Annotated in this window: 21 protein-coding genes; 10 read left to right on the top strand and 11 right to left on the bottom strand. The window is 71.4% G+C overall.

Translation table 11 applies throughout. The features are described 5' to 3' along the window. The first annotated feature begins 1 nt into the window (after position 1). Together ABZ865_RS08005 and ABZ865_RS08000 are read left to right on the top strand one after the other, a co-directional pair. The gene (locus tag ABZ865_RS08005; protein ID WP_361225650.1) at positions 2-3,277 is read left to right on the top strand and encodes a sarcosine oxidase subunit delta family protein; all 3,276 of its coding nucleotides are present in this window, start codon (positions 2-4) and stop codon (positions 3,275-3,277) included. Then, positions 3,270-3,872, top strand: a complete 603-nt coding sequence (locus ABZ865_RS08000) for a sarcosine oxidase subunit gamma family protein (protein WP_361225647.1) — start codon at positions 3,270-3,272, stop codon at positions 3,870-3,872. Before ABZ865_RS08005 ends, ABZ865_RS08000 begins: the two co-directional genes overlap by 8 nt. Before the next feature lie 371 nt (positions 3,873-4,243). Here ABZ865_RS08000 and ABZ865_RS07995 read toward each other — a convergent pair whose 3' ends face one another. Both ABZ865_RS07995 and purU read right to left on the bottom strand, forming a co-directional pair. Continuing rightward, positions 4,244-5,041: an IclR family transcriptional regulator gene (locus tag ABZ865_RS07995; RefSeq protein ID WP_361225644.1), complete on the bottom strand. Its 798-nt coding sequence runs from the start codon at positions 5,039-5,041 to the stop codon at positions 4,244-4,246. Between the two features lie 111 nt (positions 5,042-5,152). Continuing rightward, complete coding sequence (gene purU, locus ABZ865_RS07990) at positions 5,153-6,025, bottom strand: formyltetrahydrofolate deformylase (RefSeq protein WP_361225641.1); 873 nt, start codon at positions 6,023-6,025, stop codon at positions 5,153-5,155. Between the two features lie 495 nt (positions 6,026-6,520). On the opposite strand from purU, the gene ABZ865_RS07985 reads away from it, so the two are divergent. Continuing rightward, entirely contained in the window at positions 6,521-7,252 is a 732-nt protein-coding gene (locus ABZ865_RS07985) for a hypothetical protein (protein ID WP_361225638.1), read from the top strand. 586 nt (positions 7,253-7,838) lie between these two features. Here the strand turns inward: ABZ865_RS07985 and ABZ865_RS07980 are convergent. Further along, on the bottom strand, positions 7,839-9,047 hold the full coding sequence (locus ABZ865_RS07980; protein WP_361227224.1) for an Ig-like domain-containing protein: 1,209 nt from the start codon (positions 9,045-9,047) through the stop codon (positions 7,839-7,841). 185 nt (positions 9,048-9,232) lie between these two features. Next, a complete protein-coding gene (locus ABZ865_RS07975; protein WP_361225635.1) occupies positions 9,233-10,294 on the bottom strand; it encodes a LacI family DNA-binding transcriptional regulator in 1,062 nt (353 codons plus the stop codon). A gap of 264 nt (positions 10,295-10,558) precedes the next feature. Between ABZ865_RS07975 and ABZ865_RS07970 the strand changes: the two genes are divergently transcribed. From ABZ865_RS07970 to ABZ865_RS07960, 3 genes are all read left to right on the top strand, one after another. Continuing rightward, positions 10,559-12,148, top strand: coding sequence for a sugar ABC transporter ATP-binding protein (locus ABZ865_RS07970; RefSeq protein WP_361225631.1), 1,590 nt, complete (start codon positions 10,559-10,561; stop codon positions 12,146-12,148). After that, positions 12,145-13,236, top strand: a complete 1,092-nt coding sequence (locus ABZ865_RS07965) for an ABC transporter permease (protein WP_361225628.1) — start codon at positions 12,145-12,147, stop codon at positions 13,234-13,236. Before ABZ865_RS07970 ends, ABZ865_RS07965 begins: the two co-directional genes overlap by 4 nt. Positions 13,237-13,356: 120 nt before the next feature. Beyond that, positions 13,357-14,364, top strand: coding sequence for a substrate-binding domain-containing protein (locus ABZ865_RS07960; protein ID WP_361225625.1), 1,008 nt, complete (start codon positions 13,357-13,359; stop codon positions 14,362-14,364). A gap of 105 nt (positions 14,365-14,469) precedes the next feature. Here ABZ865_RS07960 and ABZ865_RS07955 read toward each other — a convergent pair whose 3' ends face one another. Genes ABZ865_RS07955 through ABZ865_RS07945 form a run of 3 tightly spaced genes read right to left on the bottom strand, consistent with a single transcriptional unit; the run spans position 14,470 to position 16,816 of the window. Then, positions 14,470-15,513, bottom strand: coding sequence for an acyl-CoA dehydrogenase (locus ABZ865_RS07955; protein WP_361225622.1), 1,044 nt, complete (start codon positions 15,511-15,513; stop codon positions 14,470-14,472). Then, positions 15,513-16,682, bottom strand: a complete 1,170-nt coding sequence (locus ABZ865_RS07950; RefSeq protein ID WP_361225619.1) for an acyl-CoA dehydrogenase family protein — start codon at positions 16,680-16,682, stop codon at positions 15,513-15,515. Before ABZ865_RS07950 ends, ABZ865_RS07955 begins: the two co-directional genes overlap by 1 nt. Beyond that, on the bottom strand, positions 16,682-16,816 hold the full coding sequence (locus ABZ865_RS07945; protein WP_361225616.1) for a hypothetical protein: 135 nt from the start codon (positions 16,814-16,816) through the stop codon (positions 16,682-16,684). The genes ABZ865_RS07950 and ABZ865_RS07945 overlap by 1 nt, the downstream gene beginning before the upstream one ends. Positions 16,817-16,923: 107 nt before the next feature. Here ABZ865_RS07945 and ABZ865_RS07940 point away from each other — a divergent pair, with 107 nt between their 5' ends. Both ABZ865_RS07940 and ABZ865_RS07935 read left to right on the top strand, forming a co-directional pair. Continuing rightward, a complete protein-coding gene (locus ABZ865_RS07940; protein ID WP_361225613.1) occupies positions 16,924-17,721 on the top strand; it encodes an SDR family oxidoreductase in 798 nt (265 codons plus the stop codon). A 58-nt stretch (positions 17,722-17,779) separates the two neighbouring features. Further along, on the top strand, positions 17,780-18,937 hold the full coding sequence (locus tag ABZ865_RS07935) for an acetyl-CoA C-acetyltransferase (RefSeq protein WP_361225610.1): 1,158 nt from the start codon (positions 17,780-17,782) through the stop codon (positions 18,935-18,937). Positions 18,938-19,009: 72 nt separating this feature from the next. Here the strand turns inward: ABZ865_RS07935 and ABZ865_RS07930 are convergent, their stop codons facing one another. The 4 genes from ABZ865_RS07930 to ABZ865_RS07915 are packed head-to-tail and all read right to left on the bottom strand — an operon-like array spanning position 19,010 to position 22,485. Beyond that, a complete protein-coding gene (locus tag ABZ865_RS07930; protein ID WP_361225606.1) occupies positions 19,010-20,074 on the bottom strand; it encodes a nitronate monooxygenase in 1,065 nt (354 codons plus the stop codon). Continuing rightward, positions 20,071-20,838: a CoA-transferase gene (locus ABZ865_RS07925; protein WP_361225603.1), complete on the bottom strand. Its 768-nt coding sequence runs from the start codon at positions 20,836-20,838 to the stop codon at positions 20,071-20,073. Before ABZ865_RS07925 ends, ABZ865_RS07930 begins: the two co-directional genes overlap by 4 nt. Further along, positions 20,835-21,704, bottom strand: a complete 870-nt coding sequence (locus ABZ865_RS07920; RefSeq protein ID WP_361225600.1) for a CoA-transferase — start codon at positions 21,702-21,704, stop codon at positions 20,835-20,837. Before ABZ865_RS07920 ends, ABZ865_RS07925 begins: the two co-directional genes overlap by 4 nt. Before the next feature lie 25 nt (positions 21,705-21,729). After that, on the bottom strand, positions 21,730-22,485 hold the full coding sequence (locus tag ABZ865_RS07915; RefSeq protein WP_361225597.1) for an enoyl-CoA hydratase family protein: 756 nt from the start codon (positions 22,483-22,485) through the stop codon (positions 21,730-21,732). A 79-nt stretch (positions 22,486-22,564) separates the two neighbouring features. Here ABZ865_RS07915 and ABZ865_RS07910 point away from each other — a divergent pair, with 79 nt between their 5' ends. Further along, positions 22,565-23,350: an SDR family oxidoreductase gene (locus ABZ865_RS07910; RefSeq protein ID WP_361225594.1), complete on the top strand. Its 786-nt coding sequence runs from the start codon at positions 22,565-22,567 to the stop codon at positions 23,348-23,350. 88 nt (positions 23,351-23,438) lie between these two features. Continuing rightward, positions 23,439-24,362 carry an SDR family oxidoreductase gene (locus tag ABZ865_RS07905; protein WP_361225591.1) on the top strand — a complete coding sequence of 308 codons (924 nt, stop codon included), beginning with the start codon at positions 23,439-23,441 and terminating at the stop codon, positions 24,360-24,362. The last annotated feature ends 68 nt before the right edge of the window (positions 24,363-24,430 follow it).

Below are 24,430 nucleotides of genomic sequence, written 5' to 3'. Positions count from 1 at the left end.
CATGCTGCTCATTTCGTGCCCGTGGTGCGGGCCCCGTGACGAGGCCGAGTTCCACTACGGTGGCCAGGCCCATGTGCCCTACCCCGAGGACCCCGCAGCCCTCACCGACGAGGAGTGGGCGCGCTACCTCTTCTTCCGCGACAACCCCAAGGGACCGTTCGCGGAGCGGTGGAGCCATGCGGCGGGCTGCCGCAAGTGGTTCAACGCGGTGCGGAACACGGCGACGAACGAGATCCTCGCCGTTTACAAGGTGGGGGAGTCGCGCCCGGAGACGGTGGAGCCGCGGCCGGTGACTCCTCAGCCGGTCTTGGCTGTACCAACCCGTCTGGGGGTACCCCCTCTGGGGGAGCTTGAGGACGAGGCCCCTTCAGGGCCGACGGGGGTCCAGGGGGCAGAGCCCCTTGGCGGGGTCGAAGGGGCAGCGCCCCTGGAGGACGGGACGGGTAGGGGCGGCGGGGGCGACCATCCCTTCCGCACCCCCACCGGCGGCCGCATCGCCCGCGACACCCCCCTCACCTTCACCTTCGACGGCATCGCATACCAGGGCTACCGCGGCGACACCCTCGCCTCCGCCCTCCTCGCCAACGGCGTCATCCAGGCCGCCACCAGCATCAAGCTGGGCCGCCCCCGGGGCATCTTCTCCGCCGGCGTCGAAGAACCCAACGCCGTCATCCAGATCGAGGCTCCCTTCCCCGAGCCCATGCTCCCCGCCACGACCGTCGAACTCTACGACGGCCTGGTCGCGAGCAGCCTCCCGGGCCAGGGCCGCCTCGCCACCGAACCCGACCCCGCCCGCTACGACGCCGTCCACACCCACTGCGACCTGCTGGTCGTCGGCGCGGGGCCGGCCGGCCTCGCCGCCGCAGCGGCGGCAGCGCGCAGCGGCGCCCGCGTCATCCTCGCCGACGACCAGCCGGAACCCGGCGGCAGCCTGCTCGGCACCGGCGAGCACCTCGACTGGGCCGAGGCGACGCGCGCACGGCTCGAAGCCGCCCCCGAGGTGCGCGTCCTCGCCCGCACCACCGTCTTCGGGTACTACGACGACAACCACCTCCTCGCCGTCGAGCGCCGCACCAACCACCTCGGCGCCGACGCCCCAACCGACGTCTCCCGCGAGCGCGTCTGGCGGATCCGCGCCCGGCGCGTGGTCCTCGCGACCGGCGCCCACGAGCGTTCGCTGGCGTTCGGGGATAACGACCGCCCCGGCGTGATGCTGGCGGCGTCCGCCCGGACGTACCTGCACCGGTACGCCGTGCTGCCCGGCCGGCACGCGGTCGTGTTCACCACCAACGACAGCGCCTACGTCGCCGCACTCGACCTGGCGGCCGCGGGCGTGGACATCGCCGCCATCGTCGACACCCGGCCCGAGCCGGGACCGTGGGCGGAGCGTGCCCGGTCCGCCGGGATCGAGGTGCTCGCCGGGCACGCGGTGACCGGCACCGAGGGCGCGGACCGGCTCACCGCCGTGACGGTCGCGCCGTTCGGGGAGTCCGCCGGACAGCGGGAGTTCGCCGTCGACCTGCTCCTGGTCTCCGGCGGCTGGAACCCGGTCGCGCACCTGTACAGCCAGGCGGGCGGCAAGCTCCGCCACGACGAGGTGCTCGGCGCCTTCGTCCCGGACACCTGCCGTCAGGCGGTGGAGGTCGCGGGCAGCGCGAACGGGGCCTTCGACCTCGCGACGGTCCTCGCCCAGGGTGCGCAGGCCGGCGCCCGCGCGGTCGAGGCGGAGGGCTACACCGCCGAGGTGCCCGCCCTGCCGGCCGTGGCGGCCCAGCCGTACACCCCGCCCGCGCACGTGTTCACCATCCCCACCTCCATCGGTGCCCCCCGCTTCGTCGACCTTCAGCGCGACGTCACGGTCGACGACCTGGCGCGGGCGACCGGGGCGGGCCTGCGCTCGGTGGAGCACACCAAGCGCTACACCACCGCCGGTACCGGAGGCGACCAGGGCAGGACGGCCGGGGTCCTGGCGAGCGGGGTCGTCGCCGAACTCCTCGGCGTGGACATCTCGGCGCTCGGCCTGCCCACGTTCCGGCCGCCGTACACCCCCGTCTCCTTCGCCGCTCTCGCCGGCCGCGACCGCGGTGCGCTGAGCGATCCGGTCCGCACCACCGCCCTGCACGACTGGCACGTCGAGCGCGGCGCGCTCTTCGAGAACGTCGGCCAGTGGAAGCGGCCCTGGTACTACCCGCGAGGCGGCGAGGACATGGAGACCGCCGTACTGCGCGAGTGCCGCGCCGCCCGCGAGGGCGTGGCCTTCATGGACGCCTCCACGCTCGGCAAGATCGACGTGCAGGGCCCGGACGCCGGAGCCTTCCTCGACCTGCTCTACACCAACATGATGAGCACCCTGAAGGTCGGCATGATCCGCTACGGCGTGATGTGCCGCCCGGACGGGATGGTCTTCGACGACGGCACGGTCATCCGGCTCGCCCGGGACCGCTTCCTGGTCACCACCACGACCGGCAATGCGGCGGCGGTCCTGGACTGGATGGAGGAGTGGCTGCAGACCGAGTGGCCCGAGCTCCGGGTCCACTGCACCTCCGTGACCGAGCAGTGGGCCACCGTGGCCCTGGTCGGCCCGAAGTCCCGCGCGGTCCTCGGCTCGCTCGCGCCCGAACTGGCCGTCGGCAACGACGACTTCCCGTTCATGGCGTGGCGGGAGACGACCGTCGCCGGCATCGACGCGCGCGTGTGCCGGATCAGCTTCTCCGGCGAACTCGCCTACGAGATCAACGTGTCGCCGTGGGACGCCGTCACCCTGTGGGAGGCGCTGTACGAGGCCGGCGCGCCGTACGGCATCACCCCGTACGGCACCGAGACCATGCACGTCCTGCGCGCCGAGAAGGGCTACCCGATCGTCGGCCAGGACACCGACGGCACGGTCACCCCGCAGGACCTCGGCATGAGCTGGGTGGTGTCGAAGAAGAAGCCGGACTTCATCGGCAAGCGCTCCTACGCCCGCGCCGACACCGTCCGCCCCGACCGCAAGCACCTGGTCGGCCTGCTCCCCGAGGACCCGGCCTTCTTCCTGCCCGAGGGCACCCACCTGGTCGCCGACGGCGAACTGCCGGCCCCGCCCGTGCCGATGCTCGGTCACGTCACCTCCAGCTACCGCAGCGCGGCGCTCGGCCGGACCTTCGCGCTCGCCCTGGTCAAGGGCGGCCGGGACCGCATCGGCGAACGCCTCTACGCACCCGTCGGCGACCGGCTGGTCCCGGTGACCGTCGCAAGCCCCGTCCTCTACGACCCCGAGGGAGCCCGCCGCGATGGCTGACACCGCCCTGACCGCACGGCAGCGCAGCCCCTTGGCGCATGCCGCCCACCGACTGGCCGCCGCGACGCGCTCCTCCCGGGGCGCGATCCGCCTGGCCGAACTGCCCTTCCTGGCGCAGATCGACGTCCGGCTCGACGCCAAGGGCCCGGCGGCGGACGCCGTCGGCCTCGCCCTGGGACTCCAGCTGCCCCTGGAACCCGACACCGTCGTGCACGCGGGGGACGTGACCGTGGTGTGGCTCGGCCCCGACGAATGGCTGGTGGTGGGCCGGCCCGGTACCCAGCGGGACCTGGAGAGCCGGATCCGCTCGGCGGCGGGAGACGAACCGGTCTCCGTCACCGACGTCTCCGCCCAGCGCACCACCCTTCTGGTCGCCGGACCGCGCGCCCGGGACCTGCTGGCCCACGGGTGCGCGCTGGACCTGCACCCGCGCGCCTTCGGCCCCGGCCGCAGCGCCCAGACGACGCTGGCCCGCACCCAGGTCGTCCTGGTTGCCCGCGAGGAGGCGAGGGCCGGTTTCTGGGTCCTGGTGCGTTCCTCCTTCGCCGGCTACCTGACCGACTGGCTGCTGGACGCGGCCGTCGAGTACCGGTGAGCGGCCCGGCAGAGCGGCAGAAATGACCCGGCGGTGCCGGACCGACGAGGACAGTCGGCCCGGCACCGCCGTTCCATGTCCACCGGCCCGGCAGGCCGCCTCCCCGCAGAACGAGTACAAGAAAGGCCCGCAGCCGTGCGCGACGATGCCGAGGGCCGGCTGGAGGGGTGCGAGGTCGAATGTCCTACGGGTGCACGACGTGGCCTCGACGCTCGACGCGGTCCGGGTGGCCGCGCGCTGGGGCGCCGAAACGGCGGCCGCGGCGCCGGTGCCCCTGCAGCGCCTGGGCGCCTGACAGCGGTTCCCACGGCATTCCGAGGTGCGTGGGCGGACGGCCTGGAGCGCCGCCGTGTCCCCTCGCCCGAGGAGGCTCAGCCGATGTAGCCCATCCGGTGGCTGATCTCCTCCGCGCCCTTGACCAGCAGGGGCGCGAGCTCGTGCATGCGCTCCTCGGTGAAGCGGTACGCGGGACCGGAGGCGCTGATGGCGGCGATGACCTCGCCGTGGTGGGAGCGGACCGGGGCCGCCATGGCGTGCAGTCCGATCTCCAGTTCCTCCAGCGTCACCGCGTACCCGCGCTCGCGCGCCTCGGTGAGGTCTTTCTCCAGCCTCTTCCTGGCCGTCAGGGTGTGCGGCGTGAGCTTCTGCAGTCCGGAGGCCGCGAGCACTTCGTCGCGCTGCTTGGCCGGCAGGTGGGCGAGCAGGATCTTGCCGCTGGACGTGGCGTGCACCGGGGTGAGCTGCCCGACCCAGTTGTGGGTGCCGACGGCGCCCGGGCCGCGCACCTGGTAGAGGTTGACGGCGTAGTGCTCCTGAAGGACGGCGATGTTGACGGTCTCGCCGATCTCCTCACTGAGCCGCTCGCACACCTCCCGGCCCTGCTGGGTGATGTCGAGACGGCCCGTGACCGCGCCGGCCAGGCGCACGATCCCGAAACCGAGCCGGTACTTGCCGCGATCGGCCGCCTGCTCGACCAGACCCCGCGCCTCCAGCGCCCCGAGCAGACGGAACGCGGTCGACTTGTGGACGTCGATCTCGGCGGCGACCTCGCTGACACCCGCTTCCCCGCGCTGCGCGAGGATCTCCAGCACGCTGACGGCACGGTCGACGGACTGCACGCCGCTCACGGCGGGAGCCGTTGTTTCGCCATCTGCGCGGTAGTTGCTCATGATGCAACTATACGCATGGGCGGCCCGGATGACCCGTAGTTGCCGAGGGGGTTGCAGAGGGAGGTTATACGACGGCCCCCCGGGTCGGGAGGCCGTCTGCGCACGCGGATGTCAGCGGAACACGACCGTGCAGTTGCCGTTCACGAGCACGCGGCTCTCGCTGTGCCATTCCACGGCACGCGCGAGGACCCGGGCCTCGACGTCGCGGCCCATGGTGACCAGCTCGTCCGGGGCGTGCGAGTGGTTCACGCGGACGACGTCCTGCTCGATGATCGGGCCTTCGTCGAGGTCGGGGGTGACGTAGTGCGCCGTGGCCCCGACGAGCTTGACGCCGCGTTCGTGCGCTTGGTCGTAGGGCTTGGCGCCCTTGAAGCTCGGCAGGAAGGAGTGGTGGATGTTGATGGCCCGGCCGTCGAGCTTCTTGCACAGGTCGTCGGAGAGGATCTGCATGTAACGGGCGAGCACCACGAGGTCGATGCCGAGCTCGTCGACGAGTTCCAGCAGCCGGGCCTCCGCCTCGGCCTTGGTGTCCCTGGTCACCGGGATGTGGTGGAAGGGGATGCCGTAGTTGCGGGCCAGGGGCTCGAAATCGCGGTGGTTGGAGACGATCGCCGGGATCTCGATGTTAAGCGCGCCCGTGGACTGGCGGAAGAGCAGGTCGTTCAGGCAGTGGCCGAACTTCGACACCATGATCAGGGTGCGGGTCGGGGTCGAGGCGTCGTGCAGCTGCCAGGTGATCCGGTACGCCTCGGCGACCGGGCCGAATCCGGAGCGCAACTGCTCCAGGGACGTGGCCGGGTGCGAGACGTCGAAGTGCACCCGCATGAAGAAGCGGTCCTGGAGACGGTCGTCGAACTGCTGGCTCTCCAGGATGTTGCCGGAGTGGCTCATGAGGAAGCTGGTCACGGCGTGGACGAGGCCGGCCTGGTCGGGGCACGAGAGGGTGAGGACGAACTCGCGGCCGGGCTGCGGGCGAGGAGACATGGCATCCTCCGTGAATGCGTCATACGCAACGATGAGAGTGATACGCAACATCGTCGCGTCGGGGGCGAGGGGTGGTCAAGGGGTATGTCTTCTATGGCGCATTGAAGTGCGCAGTGCGCAACAACTGCTCAGGGTCGGCCGAGATGGCCGAGCCGGGCGAAGATCTCCTCGGCCGCGGCCCGCACCGCGGCGGCGCTGGAGGCCCTGCTGCCCGACCGCCCGCGCGACGACATCGCCCTCCTGGTGGCCCGCAGTCGGCTGCTGGACCCGGACCGGGTCGCCGACTGGGACGTGCCGGACGACCCCGCCGCCATCGGCCCCCCTGCGCACATGCGCCGCGCGGCCGCACCGACACCCAGGCCGGTGACCGACACAGTCTGTCCGGGACAAGTCTTCACCTGGAGGGTGCAGCCTGAGGCGAGGCGGGGCGATAAAGGGAGTGCGGGCGTTCGAGTCGCTGAGGTACGTTCCTGCCTGTTCGAAGGGGGACCCGAAGTGGCGAAACTGAACCAGATCATCGCTGTCGAGAAGGGTGTCAAGAGCAAGTCGCTCCAGGACATCACCGCCGCGCACCACAAGGTGCAGAAGCCGGCGCTGCTGGCTGGCATCTCGCGCACGTACCAGCCGAAGGACGAGGAGGGCGAGCAGCTGCCGCCCGAGTCCACGCGGGTACAGGTGCAGGCCGAGGACGTGCTGCGGGAGATGTCCGCGTCGCTCACCCGGCTCTTCGACGTGACCGCCACCAAGGACTGGGCGAACTGCGCGGCCCGCGCGGACGTCACGGTCGACGGCCGCACGATCGTCGCCGACGTTCCGGTCAGCTACCTCCTGTTCCTGGAGAAGCAGCTCACCGACCTGCACACGTTCGTCAGGAAACTGCCCACCCTCGACGCTGCCGAGTCCTGGTCCCACGACCCGTCGACGGACTGGTGGAAGACGGACCCGGTCCGCACGATCCGTACGAAGAAGGTCCCGCGCAACCACGTCAAGGCGGAGGCGACCGACAAGCACCCGGCGCAGGTGGAGGTGTACTACGAGGACGTGCCCATCGGGTACTGGACGACCGTGAAATTCTCCGGAGCCCTTCCGGCGCGGCGGGTGAACGAGCTGGTGGAGCGGGTCGAGAAGCTCCAGCAGGCGGTGAAGTTCGCCCGCGAGGAGGCCAACGGCGCCGAGGTCACCGACCAGCGCATCGGCGACGCGGTGTTCGGCTACCTGCTCGGCTGACACCGGCCACGGGTAGCATCCACGATCGCCCCCGCGTGCGAGCGCGGGGGTGCGCAACAGACGCGGGCCGGATTGAGGCCTGGTTCGCGTGATGAGCGCAAGCTGACACTGAAGTTCAGCCTGAAGCACGCGGTGACAGTGAAGGTTCGAGTCCTTCCCCCGGCACAGCACCACCCACGAGCCGGGGTAGCCCAACATGGCAGAGGCAGCCGCGGTCAATCTCAGACTCTCGCTCCAGTCTCAGCATCGCCGCCGATCGCCGGATCGAACGAGGCCGGACGAACGCCGTCGGATGCGAGTTCGAATCTCGCCTGCACCTCTCACGCGGTGCGGTAGTTCAAAGGAAGAACACGACGGCATGATGACTGATCCGTCCTCTTAAACGCCGCCGGCGTGCGCAATTGGGTGGCATCCCCAGGGGCCCGGGAGCTGGATACGACTCCCGGGCCCCGCCACGCTCCCGCAGAAGTAACCCGTAGCCGCGGACTGTTCGAGTGTCCTGACGCCGCAGGCGGCGGCCGGCATGGTGTCGGCCGCCGCCTGGCGGGAGGGAATCAGGTTCAGATGTGGGCCGAGCGGCGTGGCGTCAGCCGGTCGCGCTCCCCGCGACCCACTCGCTCCACGGCATGTTCCAGTCGCTGAGGCCGTTGCCCGGGGCCAGCGTGGTCTTGTCCGCGGAGTTCTTGACGATCACGACGTCACCGGTCAACGAGTGGTCGAAGAACCACGCGGCGGGCTGCTTGCCGTCGCCGCCACCCTTGACGTCCTTCAGACCCACGCAGCCGTGGCTGGTGTTGACCTTGCCGAAGACCGAGTCGGCACCCCAGTAGTTGCCGTGGATGAACGTGCCCGAGTCGGTCAGCCGCATGGCGTGCGGTACGGCCTTGATGTCGTACGAGGGCTTGCCGTCCTTCTCCGTGAGGCCGACGGTCGCCGCGTTCATGTGGACCTGCCGGTACTTCTCGGAGATGACCATCTGGCCGTTGTACGTGGGGTGCTCGGGGCTGCCGGACGAGATCGGGATGGTCCTGATCGTCTTGCCGTTCCGTACGACGGTCATCTGCTTCGTCTTGGCGTCGACGGTGCTGATCTGGCTCCGGCCGATCTTGAACGTGACCGTCTTCTGGACGCCGTAGGAAGTGAGCTTGACGGTGACGGTGGAGCCGGGCTGCCAGTAGTTCTGGGGGCGGAAGTCCAGGCGGTTGTCGTTGAACCAGTGACCGACGACCCGCTGGCCGCTGGTGGAGCTGACCTGGATCGCCGACTCCACGGCGGCCTTGTCGCTGATCGCCTTGTCGAAGTTGACGCTGACCGGCATGCCCACGCCGACGGTCGAGCCGGCCTCGGGGGAGACGTGCCCGATGAAGTTGTTGGCCGGGGAGACCGTGGTGATCGTGGCGTTCCCGGTGACGGAGCGGCCCTTGGCGTCCTCGGCCTCCGCGGCGATCTGATACTTGGTGGCCCGCTTCAGCGGTCCGTCCACCTTCCAGGACGTGCCGTCCGCGGCCAGGGCGCCCCGAACCTCGGTACCGGTCGCGACGGCGGTCATCACCACCTTGGTGAGCTTGCCGTCGCTGACAGTGACCTTGACGGGGTCGTTGATCCCGACGCTGTAGGCACCGTACCCGGGAGTGATCTTTATTCGGGCGTCGGAAGCGTCCTGGGCGGCGGCCTGATCTCCCTGCGCCTGCGTTTTCTGCTGGCTCCCGGTGTCGTTGCCGCCGGTGGCAGCGCTGCTGGTACCGCCGAGGGCCGTGAGCGCGAGTACGCCGCCGAGTACGCCGGCCGTAGCCATCAGCCCCGTGCGTCGCTTACGTACCGTGATCAAACGCTTCTCCCATGCCACTGGTCGTTGAATCCCTGGAGCCGGTTACCGAGGAGCAGCCGACTTCAAAGAACCATTTATGCATCCATGTGACCTGAAGCGGGCAAATTGTGTCGAATTCCACGCGCCGCGAGAGCGCCCGGCGGCGCCTCGGCTCACGCCGGTCCCGCGGTGGTCTGCCTGATCTGGAGGGAGCTGCGCAGCACCACGGTGCGCAGCGGCTGCTCCTTTCCGGAGATCCGGTCCAGCAGCAGTCCGGCCGCGGTCCGCCCCAGGTCGTACGAGGGCACCTGGACCGTGGTCAGGCCGGGATGCACCAGTGGCGCCCAGGGCACCTCGCCGAACGACAGGACGCCGATCTCCGGTGGTTCCAGCCCCGCCTCGCGCACCGCCTGCAGCGCCCCCACGGCCATCAGGTTGTTGGCCGCGAAAACCGCGTCCGGCCGCTGCGGCAGCGCGAGCAGATCGGTCATGGCCGTGTACCCGCCCTCGACCTTGAAGTCGGCGTGCCGGGTGTAGTCGTGCAGCAGGTCCACGTCATGGGCTGAAGTGGTGGGAGCAGATGGAGTGGCGTGAGTGGCCGCAGCGCCCCCGTCGGCGTCCAGGAATCTCCGTAGCGCCCTGCGGTAGCCGGCGAGCCGTTCCTCGGCGGTGGAGGCGCCCTGCGGGCCGGTGATGCAGGCGATCCGCCGGTAGCCGCGGGCCAGCAGGTGGGTGGTGGCGGCCGCGCCGCCTTCCTCGTTGTCCACCAGTACGGCGTCCACTCCGGCCCCGCCGGGGCGGCGGTCCACCGCGACCACCGGTATGCCGCGGCTCTGCAGGGGCGACACGTCGGTGCGGCTCTGGGACGCGGCGGCCACGATGACGCCCGCCATCCGCTCGGCGACCGCGATGTCCAGATAGCGCCGTTCCTTGTCGACGTTCCCGTCCGTGTTGCACAGCACCACCGAGAAGCTGGTCCGCTGGGCGGCGTCCTCGACGCCGCGGGCCAGCGCCGTGAAGAACGGGTTCTCGATGTCCGGGATGATCAGTCCGACGAGGCTGCTGCGCCGCATCCGCAGCGAACGGGCGACCCGGTTTGGGGCGAAGCCCAGCTCGGCCGCCGCGCGCCGGACCCGCTCGGCGCGCTCGGCCGTGACACGGCCCCCGTTCAGGACGCGGGAGACCGTGGCGGGGGAGACCCCGGCGGCCTGGGCCACGTCGTTGATCGTCGTCATCGGTCCTCCGACCTCTCGCCCGACCTGTACCGGACTCTTGACACCCTCGGAGATCAAACCCTACGTTCCCTCTGAAAAGGATTTCAAGAGCCCGCTGGGCCATCCACCGCTGTAAGGCGGCCATTCCTGAACCACTTTCCTTTGCTGGAGGGGTTTGGTGCGCGATCTCATGAAATCGATTTCCTGATCCTGTTCCTATTCCTACTACGGCACCTGTGCACCATGGAGGTCCGCGATGGCGCGGATGAACGCGGACGGCGCGGCATGAGCGGCGCGCCGCCCGCCCTGCTGCGAATGCGGGGCATCAGCAAGGAGTTCCCGGGCGTCCGGGCGCTCAGCGACGTCGAACTGACCGTCCACCCCGGCGAGGTGGTGGCCCTGCTCGGCGAGAACGGCGCCGGCAAGTCGACGCTGATGAACATCCTCGCCGGAGTCCACGCCGACTACGAGGGCACCATCGAGATCGACGGTGAGCCGGTGCGGATCCACTCACCGAAGCACGCCCAGCAGCACGGCATCGCGATGATCCACCAGGAGCTCAACCTGGTGCCCGAGCTGTCCGTGTCGGACAACGTCTTCCTCGGCCGCGAACTGCGCACCGCACGCGGCACCCTGGACCGCGCGGCGATGCACGCCCGCACCGCGGAGCTGCTGGCCGACCTCGGCCTCTCCCTGCCCCCCGGGCGGCTGGTCCGCGACTGCCGCATCGCCGAACAGCAGCTCGTCGAGGTGGCCAAGGCACTGAACGGCACCCTGCGGATCCTGGTCCTGGACGAGCCGACGTCCGCGCTCGCCGAGGCCGAGGTGGAGCGGCTGTTCGCCGTGATCCGCCGGCTGGCGGCCCGGGGCGTCGGGCTGATCTACATCTCCCACCGGCTGGAGGAACTGGAGGAGATCGCCGACTCGGCGACCGTGCTGCGCGACGGCACCTTCGCGGGCCACCGCCCGATCGCCGGCACCGACCGCGCCGAACTGGTGCGGCTGATGGTCGGACGGCCGCTCGGGGAGCTGTTCCCCCGGGCGCCGGAGCAGCGGTCCGACGGCCCGGTACGACTGCGCGTGAAGGGTCTTACGACCACTCCCGCGCCCGCCGGCACCCGTACGCCCCTGCACTCGGTGGACCTCGAGGTGCGGGCCGGGGAGATCCTCGGCGTGGCCGGGCTGATGGGCGCCGGGCGCAGCGAGGTGCTGGAGGCCCTCTTCGGCGCCGGCGACCGCGTGCGCGGCGAGATCACGCTGAACGACCGCCCGTACACCCCGCACACCCCTCGTACGGCGATCCGCCGGGGCATCGCCCTGGTCGCCGAGGACCGCAAGGCGCAGAGCCTGGTGATCGGCAACACCGTACGGTTCAACACCACCCTCGCCGCCCTCGACCGCTACCTCAGGCCGTGGCGCACGGTGGACGCCCGCCGCGAGAAGGCGGCCGCGGCCGGCAAGGTCGCCGAGCTGCGCACCAAGACGCACAGCCTGGACGCGGTGGTCGGCACCCTCTCCGGCGGCAACCAGCAGAAGGTGGTGCTGGCCAAGTGCCTGCTCACCGAGCCCTCGGTGCTGTTGCTCGACGAGCCGACGCGGGGGATCGACGTCGGGGCCAAGGCGGAGATCCACGCCCTGATGGACGCCCTCGCCAAGCAGGGCACCGCGATCATCGCCGTCTCCTCCGAGCTTCCGGAGCTGATCGGCATGTGCGACCGGATCATCGTCCTCTGCGAGGGGCGGCTGACCGGCGAGTTCCATCGCGACCCGGCCCACGGGCCGGCCGCGACCCAGGAAGCCATCCTCACCGCGGCGATGGCACGGCAGAACGTTGTGGCCGGACCACCGGCGGACGGGAACGAGGCAGAGAAATGAGCAAGACACTCCCACCGGCCGACACGGCCACCGGGACCGGTGAGCAGCTCCAGACGCTGCGCGAGCGCCTGTCCCGGGCCCTGCCGGCACTCGGCTCGCTGCAGAGCTACATCGGCCTGCTGCTGGTGGTCGCCGTCGGCATCGTCACCAAGGGCCAGATCTTCTGGAACCAGGACAACCTCACCAACGCCGTCACCGCGTTCGCCTCGCGCGGCATCCTCGCGGTCGGCGTCACCCTGGTCATCCTCACCGCGGGGATCGACCTGTCCGTGGGTTCGGTGCTGGGCATCGGTTCCATGACCGCGGCGATGCTGCTGGTCCACCAGGGCCTGTCGCCCTGGGCGATCGTCCCGCTGTGCGCGCTGGTGGGTGCGTTCTTCGGCCTCCTCAACGGGATCGGCACCACCTGGCTGCGCATCCAGTCCTTCGTGATGACCCTGGCCATGCTCTCGGTGGTGCGCGGCATCGACCGGCAGATGAGCGACAACGTGGCCGTCGGTGTGCAGTTGGTGGACCCGCACGGCCACCTCACCCCCAAGGCCGAGGCGTTCGCCGCGCTGGGCACCCCCGGGCACACCCTGATCGCGGGCATCGGCTACCCCGTGTTCGCGTTCGTCGCGGTCTGCGTCCTGGTCCAACTGCTGCTCTCCAGGACCCGGTTCGGCCGGCATGTGTACGCCGTGGGCGGCAACCCCACCGCCGCCCGGCTCTCCGGGGTCAACGTCAACCTGGTGATCATCGCCGTCTTCACGCTGTGCGGCCTGCTGGCCGGCTTCGCCGGTCCGATCGACGCCGCCTACAGCGCCTCGGCCGACCCGATGGCCGGCACCTCCTACGAGCTGGACGCCATTGCCGCGGCCGTCATCGGCGGCACCAGTCTGGCCGGCGGCAAGGGCACCATCACCGGCACCGCCATCGGCGCCCTGATCCTCACCCTGCTCGACAACATCCTCGGGCTCAACGCGATCAGCGACAACATGCAGATGATCATCAAGGGCCTCATCGTCGTCGCCGCCGTCGTGCTGCAGCGCCCGGGCTTCCTCCAGCCCCTCATCGAGCCGCTGCGCCGTCTGCGCACCCGCGCCTGACCTTCCCCGCGCCCCCGGCATCCCCGGCCCCCCACACTCCCCGGCGCTCCCGGCCCCCTTCACCCCCCCCGCACCACCGCTCACGCTCACCCTCACCCTCACCCACGCAAGGAGTCCCCTGTGTCCGCTGTGTCCCTGAGCCGCACCGCTGTGGCCGTCGCCGGCGCGGTCGCCACCGTCGCCGCCCTCACCTCCTGCGCCGCCCACGCGCCGAAGACCGACGCCGCCGGCTCGGGCAGCGGCGGCAAGAAGACGTTCGTGGTCGGCTACTCCCAGTCCAACAACGCCGAGCCGTACCGCGCCCAGCTCAACGAGCAGCTCCAGTACTTCGTCAAGAAGTACCCGGACCTCAAGCTGCTGCCCATCACGGACGCGCACCAGGACAGCGCCACCCAGGTGAGCCAGGTGCAGAACTTCATCCAGCAGAAGGTCGACGTCCTGATCCTCTCGCCCAACGAGCCGGCCCCGCTGACCGCGGCGGTGCAGCAGGCGTGCAACGCGCACATCCCGGTCATCGTCCTGGACCGCACGGTGAACACCGACTGCTACACGTCCTTCATCGGCGGCGACAACTACAAGATCGGCAAGATGGCCGGTGAGGCGGCGGTGAAGGCCCTGCCGCACGGCGGCAACGTGGCCGAGCTGCAGGGGACCCTGTCCGACCAGCCGCAGATCGACCGCGACAAGGGCTTCAGAGACGCCATCGCCGGACACGGCATCAACGTCGTGTACCACCAGGAGGCGAAGTGGCTGAAGGCCAACGCCACCGCGATCACGCAGCGTTGGCTCGCCCAGAACAAGAAGATCGACCTCGTCTACGGCGAGAACGACGACATGGCCCTCGGCGCCGTCCTCGCCGCCCGCGGCGCCCGCAAGGCCGACGGCATCAAGTTCATCGGCATCGACGGCCTCGCCATCCCGACCGGGGGCATCCGCGCCGTGCAGCTCGGCCAGATGTACACCACCTTCATCTACCCGACCGGCGCCCAGGAGGCGGCGGACACCGCCGAGGCCATCGCGCACGGAAAGACCGTCAGCAAGAAGCAGACCCTGGAGACCACCGCGATCACCAAGGACAACGCCGCGGAGATCTACAAGCGGTACGACATGTCCGCCAAGCTCGGCTGACCCGCCCCGACCCGACCCCCGGAGACCGGAGAACCCATGGCCCTGGCCATGGGTTCTCCGGCATTCCCGCCGCCCGTCCGCGAGGTCGATCCATGGCGAGTGGGATCAGGGGGCGAGGACGCGGGCGCGGCAGGCCGACGGTGTGCCCCAGGAGGAGCGCAGCGCGCGGGCCTTGCGGATCCACAGGGACAGGTCCAGCTCCTCGGTGTAGCCGAGGGCGCCGTGGATCTGGAGGGCGGTGCGGGCGGCGGCGTAGGCGGCCTCGCAGGAGGAGACCTTCGCCGCGGCGATGTCCCGACCCGCGTCCGGGTCGTGCGAGGCGAGGGCCAGGGCCGCGGCGTGGACCAGGGGCTGGGCGAACTCCAGGGCGAGGAGTGTGTCGGCGAGGCGATGCTTCACCGCCTGGAAGGAGCCGATGGCCACCCCGAACTGGGTGCGCTGCCGGGCATGGGCGACGGTCCGGTCCAGCAGGGCGCGGCCCAGCCCGAGGGCCTGGGCGGCGGTGGCCAGTGCGGCGACATCGGCGGCGTGCGCGGCCGCGGCGAGCACCTCGGGCCCCCGCGCCAGGACGGTTCCGCCACGTGGGCGGGCCAGGCGGCGGGCCGGGTCGAGGGAGGGCTGGGGGTCGCCGTGGTCCTGCGTGAGGCGTACGGTGTCGCGCTCGACGACGAACACCGCGTCGGCGGCGTCTGCGTCCAGGGCGTAGGGGCTCTCGGTGGAGAGCAGGCACAGGGAGGCGATGGTCTTGCCGTCGGCGATGCCGGGCAGCCAGGCGGCGGCCGCGGTTTCGTTGCCCTGGGGGACCTGGAGGTCCAGGCGGTTCACGCGGACCTGGCGGTTCAGGAGGTCCAGGCGGTCCAGGAGGGCGGCGGCGGCCACCGTCTCCACCAAGGGGCCCGGCACCGCGTGGCGGCCCAACTCGACGAAGGAGACGGCCAGTTCGATGGGCAGCACACCCAAACCGCCGTGCTCATCGGAGACCGCGAGGCCGAAGACCCCCGCCTCCGCCAGCCGGGCCCACAGGGCGCGTCCGGGGCCGTGGTCCCCGCCCGCCCAGGCCCGGACGGCCGCGGGGGTGCCTGCCGCCGCCAGCATGCCGTCCAGCGAGCGGGCGAACTCCCGCTGCTCGTCGTCGAGGAGGAACCGCATCACCGGCGTCCCTTCGGCAGGCCGAGCAGCCGCTCGGCGATGATGTCGCGCTGGATCTCGTTGGTGCCGGCGTAGATGGGGCCCGCGAGGGAGAAGGTGTAGCCCTCGGCCCAGCCGCCGTGCGCGGGCGCTTCCCCGGCTTCGTCGGAGAGTTCGCCGTACGGGCCGAGCAGGTCGAGGGCGGTTTCGTGCAGAGCGATGTCCAGCTCGGACCAGAAGACCTTGTTGAGGCTCGACTCCGCGCCGATCGACCCCCCGGCCGCCAGCCGCGAGGCGCCCGCGAAGGTGAACAACTGGTAGGCGCGGGCGCCGATCACCGCGTCGGCGACCCGGTTGCGCAGCGCGGTGTCGGACGGGTCGGCCCGCTCGCGCCACAGCCGGGTCAGCCGGTCGGCGGCCGCGGTGAAACGACCCGGGCTGCGCAGGGTGAGCCCGCGCTCGTTGCCCGCCGTGCTCATCGCCACCCGCCAGCCCTGGCCCACCTCGCCGATCACGTCCTCGTCGGGCACGAAGACGTCGTCGAGGAACAGCTCGGCGAAGGCCGGCTTGCCGTCGAGCCGCCCGATGGGCCGTACCGTCACCCCGTCGGCGTCCAGCGGGAACATCAGGTAGGTCAGGCCCCTGTGGGGCTTGTCCGCGCCAGGATCGCTGCGGAACAGGCCGAAGGCGCGGTCGGCGAACGCGGCCCGCGACGACCAGGTCTTCTGACCGCTGAGCAGCCAGCCGCCGTCGGTGCGCCGGGCCGTGGAGCGCAGCGAGGCGAGGTCGGAACCGGCTTCCGGCTCGGACCAGGCCTGGGCCCAGATCACCTCGCCGCTCGCCATGGACGGCAGGATGCGGGCGCGCTGCTCGGCCGTCCCGTGCTCGAACAGGGTCAGGGCCAGGAGGTTGATGCCGTTCTGGCTGACCCGGCCGGGCGCGCCCGCCGCGTAGTACTCCTCCTCGAAGATCAGCCACTGGAGGATCGAGGCGCCCCGGCCGCCGTACTCCTCGGGCCAGGAGACCACCGACCAGCGGTCGGCGGACAACGTGCGCTCCCACTCCCGGTGGGCCGCGAAGCCCTCCGCCGTCTCCAGCGAGGGCAGCGGGCGCTCGGGCACACGGGCGGCGAGCCAGGCGCGGGCCTCGGCCCGGAAGGCGTCCTCGGCGGCGGTGAAGGTGAGATCCATCAGGCCCCGGCCTCCGCCCGGATGGCCAACCACAGTGCACGATCGGCGAGTTCGGCGCGCGGTTCGACGTGGTCCCAGCAGCTGTGACGTTCGGTGTGGACGGGCTCCGTGGGTGTGGTGCGGGCAGCGGACATCTGCCCTCCTTCCCTAACAAGTGTTTGGTAGGTTAATCTAACGGGCTGTCAGCCGTCGAGAGCCCTCCACAGCCGCCGATGAGCTGCCTGCCCAAGGAGGCCCGCCCATGACCTCGCCCGCGCCTACCCCACCCCCGTACGTCCCCGGCCACGGTCTCCTCCGAGACCGCACTGCCGTCATCACCGCCGCCGCCGGCGCCGGTATCGGGGGCGCCACCGCACGGCGGTTGCTGGAGGAGGGCGCGCGTGTCGTCCTCTCCGACGCCCACGCCCGCAGGCTCAAGGAGTCCGAAGCGGAACTGGCCGCGGCCTTCGGCGCGGACCGTGTTGCGGCGCTGACCTGTGACGTCACCGACGAGACCCAGGTCGCCGCGCTGTTCGACCTCGCCGAGGAACGGCACGGCCGCCTGGACATCGTCGTCAACAACGCCGGACTCGGCGGCACCGCCGACCTCGTCGACATGACCGACGAACAGTGGGACAAGGTCCTCGACGTCACCCTGAACGGCACCTTCCGCTGCACCCGCGCCGCGCTGCGCCGGATGAAGGCGGCGGGCGGCGGGGGCGTCGTCGTCAACAACGCCTCCGTGATCGGCTGGCGCGCGCAGAAGGGTCAGGCGCACTACGCCGCCGCCAAGGCCGGCGTCATGGCGCTCACCCGCTGCGCCGCCGTCGAGGCCGCCGAGTACGGGGTACGGGTCAACGCCGTGTCGCCCAGCCTCGCCATGCACCCGCACCTGGCGAAGGTCACCACCCCGGAACTGCTGGAGGACCTGACCTCCCGCGAGGCCTTCGGCCGCTGTGCCGAGCCGTGGGAGGTGGCCAACGTCATCGTCTTCCTGGCGTCCGGCTACTCCTCGTACATGACGGGGGAGATCGTGTCGGTCAGCAGCCAGCACCCTTGAGACGGGGTGCACCTGACCTGACGTCGTAGACACGGAACGAGTCCCAAGAGGAGTGGCCATGGCCGAGGCATACATCGTCGAAGCGGTCCGCACGCCCGTCGGGCGGCGCGGCGGAGGACTCAGCGCGGTCCATCCCGCCGACCTCGGCGCACACGTGCTCAATGCGCTGGTGACGCGCTCGGGCATCGATCCGGCCGCCGTCGAGGACGTCGTCTTCGGCTGCCTGGACACCGTCGGCCCGCAGGCCGGCGACATAGCCCGTACCTGCTGGCTGGCGGCCGGGCTGCCCGAGGAGGTGCCGGGCGTCACGGTGGACCGGCAGTGCGGCTCCTCGCAGCAGGCCCTGCACTTCGCCGCCCAGGGCGTCCTGTCCGGCACCCAGGATCTGGTGGTGGCGGGCGGCGTGCAGAACATGTCGCAGATCCCCATCGCCTTCGCCAGCCGGCAGGCCGCCGAGCCGCTCGGCCTGACCGAGGGCCCCTACGCCGGCTCCCAGGGCTGGCGGACCCGCTACGGCGACCAGCCGGTCAACCAGTTCCACGGCGCCGAACTCATCGCGGAGAAGTGGGGCATCTCCCGCCGGGACATGGAGGAGTTCGCGCTGCGCTCCCACCAGCGGGCGGTCCGGGCCATCGACGAGGGCCGCTTCGAGCGCGAGATCACCCCGTACGGGGACGTGACGACCGACGAGGGCCCGCGCCGGGACACCGGCCTGGAGAAGATGGCGGGCCTCAAGCCGCTGGTCGAGGGCGGCCGGCTGACCGCCGCCGTCTCCTCCCAGGTCTCCGACGGCGCCTCGGCGCTGCTGATCGCGAGCGAACGAGCCGTACGGGAACACGGTCTGACCCCCCGCGCCCGCGTCCACCACCTCTCGGTGCGCGGCGAGGACCCGATCCGGATGCTGTCCGCGCCCATCCCCGCCACGGCGTACGCGCTGAAGAAGGCCGGGATGACGCTCGACGACATCGACCTGGTCGAGATCAACGAGGCGTTCGCCTCCGTCGTGCTGGCGTGGCTGAAGGAGACCGGCGCCGACCCGGAGAAGGTCAACGTCAACGGCGGCGCCATCGCCCTCGGCCACCCCCTGGGCGCCACCGGCACCAAGCTCATGACCACCCTGCTGCACGAGCTGGAGCGCACCGGTGGCCGCTACGGCCTGCAGACGATGTGCGAGGGCGGCGGCCAGGCCAACGTCACCATCATCGAGCGGCTCTGAGACGCGGACCGGTTGTGAGACGTGGGCTGTTCTGAGGAGGTCGCGCATGAGGCCGCCCGAAGTGATCCTTTTTCAGCGGCTCGCGGAGGGCAGGGCGCGGAGCGTGGCCTGTGCCTCGGTCATGATCCGGTCGACGAGTTCGGCGCAGGACGGCAGATCGTCGATCAGGCCGGCGACCTGGCCCGAGGCCATCACACCGAGGTCGGTGCGGCCGTCGACCATCGACGCCTTGAGCAGCATGGGAGTGTTGGCGGCCAGCAGGATCTGACTCCACGTCAGTTCCTTGCCGTGCTTCATCGCCAGGCCGTCGCGGACCATCCGCGGCCAGCTCATGCCGCTCTCACGCCGGAAGGCCGCGGCGTGGCGGATCGCCCGCAGCAGCGCGGCGGCCCGGCCCGAGCGCTCCAGCGCGTCGACCAATTCCGTGCGCAGCACCCGGTGCGGCAGGCCGTCCACCTTGGTGGTGACGGTGACGTCCTTGACGGTCGCGGCCAGGTACTTGGCCTTGACCGCATCGGGGACGGTGCTGTCCGAGGTGAGCAGGAAGCGGGTGCCCATGGCGATCCCGGCGGCGCCGTAGGCCAGCGCGGCGACCAGGCCGCGTCCGTCGTGGAAGCCGCCGGCCGCGATCACCGGGATGTCCACGGCGTCCACGACCTGGGGGAGCAGGACGGTGGTGGCGACGTTTCCGGTGTGGCCGCCGCCCTCGCCACCCTGCACCACCACGGCGTCGGCGCCCCACGCGGCGACCTTCTCGGCGTGCCGCCTGGCGCCGACGGACGGGATGACGACCACCCGGGCGTCCTTGAGCCGGGCGATCAGCTCCCGGGAGGGCGCGAGCGCGAACGAGGCGACCTTCACCCCCTCCTCGATGATGATCCGCACCCGCTCGGCCGCGTCCCCGGCGTCCGCCCGCAGATTGACACCGAACGGCGCGTCCGTACGGGACTTGACCTCACGGACGGCGGAGCGGAGGTGCTCGACGGTCATGGTGGCCGAGGCGAGGATGCCCAGCGCGCCGGCCTCGGCGACGGCCGAGACCAGCCGGGGCCCGGCCACCCACCCCATGCCGGTCTGCACGACGGGGTGCCGGACGCCGACGAGCTTGGTCAGCGGGGTGTCGAGGGTGAAGCTCATGCCGGCACCTCGCGGTCTCGCAGCCCCTTCGGGTCGACGGCCTCGCGGATCAGCCGCAGCTCCTCGTCGGTGGGGTCGCGGGTGTACGGCACCTCGTCGGGGATCGTCAGCGTGAAGCCGGTGGCCCGGGCGACCTGCTCGACGGTGACTCCCGGATGCAGCGAGCGCAGCCGCATCGTGCGGTCCGAGGTGTCGAAGTCGAAGATGCCGAGGTCGCTGATGACCTCCGGGATGCGGTGGTAGCGGGTCGCGGAGTGGCCGGCCGCGGCGGCACGGTCGTAACCGACTCCGCTGACCATGTCGACCCGCTCGACGAACACGCGCGGGGAGTGCTTGGGAACCCAGTAACTCGTGGGGTTATTGAGGGTGTTGACGGGGGCGCCGCGCACGCCGAGCAACTGCCGCGCCGGTCGGGCCCAGTCGCCGATGCAGGAGATGTTCTGGTTGCCGTACCGGTCGAGTTGGGCGGCGCCCATCATCACGTGCCGCCGTCCGGTGGCGACCAGGGCCAGGTGCTGGCGGTAGGGCAGCCAGCCCTCCACCACCTCGGCCCGCGCGCCGATCGCCGGTACATCGCCGATGAGCAGCGCCTCGCCGTCGGTCAGCAGCAGCTCGGGGGAGAAGGTGAGCTTCGCCAGCCGGGCCGCGATCATCGGGACGGTGCCCATCGGGCTGGCCAGCACCTCGCCCGCGCCCCGCCAGGCCTCGGCGCAGGCGACGACGCAGTACTCGGCCCGCGTCGCCGTCGTCGTACGACTGCTCATGCTGCTGCTTCCTCCTCGTGGAACGCCGCGACGGCGGCCTGGTACGCGTCCTCGTCGCCGGACAGGAACCGCTCGGTGAACGCCCGCCAGGTCTCGGGGTCCTTGGCGGCCAGGGCGTAGGCACGCTGGAACGCCTCGTCGCGGTCGTAGTCCGGGGCGCAGGAGGTGAAGTGCGCGCCGTTCGGGGACTCGACGACGCCGTTGACGAACGCGCGCTTGATGAGCAGGGTCTGCGGTCCGGCGTCCTTGAGCAGGTCCGCGCTGTCCACGATCCGCTCGCAGGAGACGTAAGCGGCATCGGCGGCCTCGCAGAACAGGTCGTCGAAGTAGGGGTCGGGGCCGAGGTATTGCGCATTGCCGTGCCGGTCCGCCCGGTTGAGGTGGACGAGGGCCGCGTCCAGGCGCAGGGCGGGTGCGGCGACCAGCTCCTCGCCGTCCTCGTACGGCGATCTCACCGTCCGCAGCTGGGGATTGACCCGCATCACGTCCGAGGCGAGGCCCGCCCGGATGGGCATGAACGGCAGCCGGTGCGCGGCCGCCGTCAGGCCCCACATGAACATCGCCTCGTCCAGCTCCACCAGCTCCAGCGCACCCTGCTGCCGGGCCGCGGCGAAGTGGGGCTCCAGGGGGATGGAGTCGAGGGTCGCGAAGGCCGCGACGAGCTTGCGGATCTTCCCGGCGGCGGCCAGCAGCCCGACGTCGGGGCCGCCGTAGGAGACGACGGTCAGGTCGGTGACGTCCGAGCGCAGCAGCGCGCGCACCAGCGCCATCGGCTTGCGCCGCGAACCCCAGCCGCCGATGCCGATCGTCATGCCGCTGCGCAGGCGGCCGACGACGTCCTCGGGGGTCATCGTCTTGTTCCTCAACGCCGGTCCTCCTTGGTCGATTTCCTCAACGCCGGTCCTCCCTGGCCGATACGAACGCGTCGCGGTGCTTGTCGGCGATGCCGCTGAGGTTCGCCTCGAAGGTGAAGCCCTGTTCGAAGCGGTAGCTGCGGCGGACGTCCACCGGGTCGATGCCGTTGATCGCGGCCTTGGCGAGGCGGATGAGGGAGCCGTCCTTGGTGGCGATCTCCCGCGCCAACTCCATGGCTGCCTCGGTGAGTTGCTCGCGGGGAACGACCCGCCACACCGAGCCGTGCCGGTGCAGCTCCTCGGCGGTGACGGTGCGCGAGGTGTAGTACAGGGCCCGCATCAGGTGCTGGGGGACCAGCCGGGCCAGATGGGTGGCGGCGCCGAGTGCGCCCCGGTCCAGTTCGGGCAGGCCGAAGGTCGCGTCCTCGCTTGCCACGATCGCGTCGGCGTTCCCCACCAGGCCGATGCCGCCGCCCAGGCAGAAGCCGTGCACGGCGGCGACCACCGGTACCTCGCAGTCGTACACCGCCGCGAACGCCTCGAAGCAGCCGCGGTTGGCGCCGATGAGGGCGTTGTGCCCGGCCGTGCGCTGCATCTCCTTGATGTCGACGCCCGCGTTGAAACCCCGGCCTGCGGCGGTGAGCACGACGCAGCGCACCTTCGGGTCGGCCCCGGCGGCGCGCACGGCGGCGGCCAGGTCGTACCAGCCCTGTACGGGAAGGGCGTTGACCGGGGGGAAGTCCACGGTGACGACGGCGACGCCCTGTTCCGGGGCGGAGGTGGAGACACCCATGGGCAGATCAGCTACCTTTCCACCAAACGTTTGTTAGGTCGCAAGGTAGCAGCGGTCCGCTCACTGCGGGAGGTGCCCATTGGCAGCGATCATCGATCTGTCGGGTTCCGTGGCCGTCGTCACCGGTGGCACGCGGGGCGTCGGCGCGGGGATCACCCGGGCCCTGCTCGCCGCGGGCGCGGAGGTCGTGGCCTGCGCGCGACGGCCTCCGGACCAGCCCGTGGAGGCGGCCGGGCGCACGGCCCGCTTCCTCCCCGTCGATCTGCGCGACGCGGAATGCGTCAATGGCCTCTTCACGCAGGTGCGCAGCGAGTACGGCCGGCTGGACACCCTGGTCAACAACGCCGGAGGCACCCCCTTCCGGCTGCTCGGCGAGGGCGGAGCGGAAGGAGCCGAACGGCACGCCCGTGTCGTCGAGTTGAACCTGCTCGCCCCCCTGACCGCCTCGCTCGCCGCGTACGAGGTGATGCGCCACCAAGGCGGCGGCGGGTCGATCGTGATGATCGGCAGCGTCAGCGGGACCCGCCCCTCACCCGGAACCGCCGCGTACGGCGCCGCCAAGGCCGGCCTCGACAACCTCGCCCGCTCCATGGCCGTCGAATGGGCGCCCACGATACGGGTCAACACGGTCGTCCTCGGCATGGTCCGCACCGAACTGTCCGAGCTGCACTACGGCGACGAGGACGGCATCGCCGCCGTCGGCCGCACCGTGCCGCTCGGCCGGCTCGCCGAGCCCGCCGACGTCGGCGACGCGTGCGTCTTCCTCGCCTCCGGCCGTGCCGCGTACATCAGCGGCGCCAGCCTGCACGTCCACGGTGGAGGCGAGCGCCCGGCCTTCCTCGACGCCGCCACCGTCAACAAGTGACCAACTCCGGTGAGGTGCGGGGCCGTTCCCGCCGAGACCGCGACTCGCTCATCTCCCTCACCGAACTGTCAGAAAGGACACCCTCTCCATGACCGGACTGTGCACCGGACGCGTCGCCGTCGTCACCGGCGCGGGCCGCGGGCTCGGCCGCGCGCACGCCCTCGCCCTCGCCGCCGAGGGCGCGAGGGTCGTCGTCAACGACCTCGGCGTCGGCCTCGACGGCACGGGCGGGGCCGCCGGACCGGCCCAGCAGGTCGTGGACGAGATCCGCGCGCTCGGCGGCGAGGCGGTGGCCCACGGCGGGGACATCGCCACCTCCGACGGCGCCGCCTCGCTCGTCGCCACCGCCCTGGAGACCTTCGGCCGCCTCGACACCCTCGTCAACAACGCCGGGTTCCTGCGCGACCGCATGCTCGTCAACCTCGACGAGGACGACTGGGACGCCGTCATGCGCGTCCACCTCAAGGGCCACTTCCTGCCGCTCAAGCACGCCTGCGCACACTGGCGCGCCGAGGCGAAGGCCGGCCACATGCCCCAGGCCCGCGTCATCAACACCAGCTCCGGCGCCGGGCTGCTGGGCAGCGTCGGCCAGGGCAACTACGCGGCGGCCAAGGCCGGGATCGTCGGCCTGACCCTCGTGGCCGCCGCCGAGACGATCCGCTACGGCGTCCAGGTGAACGCCATCGCCCCGGCCGCCCGCACGCGGATGACCGAGCAGACCTTCGCCGACACCATGGCGGCTCCCGAGCACGGCGGCTTCGACGCCATGGCCCCGGAGAACGTCTCCCCGCTCGTCGTCTGGCTGGGGTCCGCCGCCAGTGCCGGGGTGACGGGGCGGGTCTTCGAGGCCGAGGGCGGCCGGATCACCGTCATGGAGGGCTGGCGGCCGGGCCCGACCGCCGACAAGGGCGCCCGCTGGACGCCGGCGGAGGCGGGCGAGGCGGCGCTGAAGCTGCTCGCCGAGGCGGAGCGGCCGCAGCCGGTGTACGGGGCGCGGCATGGCGCGCGATGAGACGGCCGTTCACTGACTTGGCGTCGGCGGGCGCGTGGCGTGAAGGGGCCCGGGGCCCGCCCGCGGAC

The sequence above is a fragment of the Streptomyces sp. NPDC047085 genome, assembly GCF_040643735.1.
Taxonomy (GTDB): Bacteria; Actinomycetota; Actinomycetes; order Streptomycetales; family Streptomycetaceae; genus Streptomyces.
This window is presented reverse-complemented; position numbering and strand designations above follow the sequence as displayed.

Bases quoted from the DNA above. Each gene is read 5' to 3' on its own strand.
- ABZ865_RS08005 (WP_361225650.1), top strand. From the start codon at position 2: ATGCTGCTCATTTCGTGCCCGTGGTGCGGGCCCCGTGACGAGGCCGAG.
- ABZ865_RS08000 (WP_361225647.1), top strand. From the start codon at position 3,270: ATGGCTGACACCGCCCTGACCGCACGGCAGCGCAGCCCCTTGGCGCAT.
- ABZ865_RS07995 (WP_361225644.1), bottom strand. From the start codon at position 5,041: ATGAGCAACTACCGCGCAGATGGCGAAACAACGGCTCCCGCCGTGAGC.
- purU (WP_361225641.1), bottom strand. From the start codon at position 6,025: ATGTCTCCTCGCCCGCAGCCCGGCCGCGAGTTCGTCCTCACCCTCTCG.
- ABZ865_RS07980 (WP_361227224.1), bottom strand. From the start codon at position 9,047: ATGGCTACGGCCGGCGTACTCGGCGGCGTACTCGCGCTCACGGCCCTC.
- ABZ865_RS07975 (WP_361225635.1), bottom strand. From the start codon at position 10,294: ATGACGACGATCAACGACGTGGCCCAGGCCGCCGGGGTCTCCCCCGCC.
- ABZ865_RS07970 (WP_361225631.1), top strand. From the start codon at position 10,559: ATGAGCGGCGCGCCGCCCGCCCTGCTGCGAATGCGGGGCATCAGCAAG.
- ABZ865_RS07965 (WP_361225628.1), top strand. From the start codon at position 12,145: ATGAGCAAGACACTCCCACCGGCCGACACGGCCACCGGGACCGGTGAG.
- ABZ865_RS07955 (WP_361225622.1), bottom strand. From the start codon at position 15,513: ATGCGGTTCCTCCTCGACGACGAGCAGCGGGAGTTCGCCCGCTCGCTG.
- ABZ865_RS07950 (WP_361225619.1), bottom strand. From the start codon at position 16,682: ATGGATCTCACCTTCACCGCCGCCGAGGACGCCTTCCGGGCCGAGGCC.
- ABZ865_RS07945 (WP_361225616.1), bottom strand. From the start codon at position 16,816: ATGTCCGCTGCCCGCACCACACCCACGGAGCCCGTCCACACCGAACGT.
- ABZ865_RS07940 (WP_361225613.1), top strand. From the start codon at position 16,924: ATGACCTCGCCCGCGCCTACCCCACCCCCGTACGTCCCCGGCCACGGT.
- ABZ865_RS07935 (WP_361225610.1), top strand. From the start codon at position 17,780: ATGGCCGAGGCATACATCGTCGAAGCGGTCCGCACGCCCGTCGGGCGG.
- ABZ865_RS07930 (WP_361225606.1), bottom strand. From the start codon at position 20,074: ATGAGCTTCACCCTCGACACCCCGCTGACCAAGCTCGTCGGCGTCCGG.
- ABZ865_RS07925 (WP_361225603.1), bottom strand. From the start codon at position 20,838: ATGAGCAGTCGTACGACGACGGCGACGCGGGCCGAGTACTGCGTCGTC.
- ABZ865_RS07915 (WP_361225597.1), bottom strand. From the start codon at position 22,485: ATGGGTGTCTCCACCTCCGCCCCGGAACAGGGCGTCGCCGTCGTCACC.
- ABZ865_RS07905 (WP_361225591.1), top strand. From the start codon at position 23,439: ATGACCGGACTGTGCACCGGACGCGTCGCCGTCGTCACCGGCGCGGGC.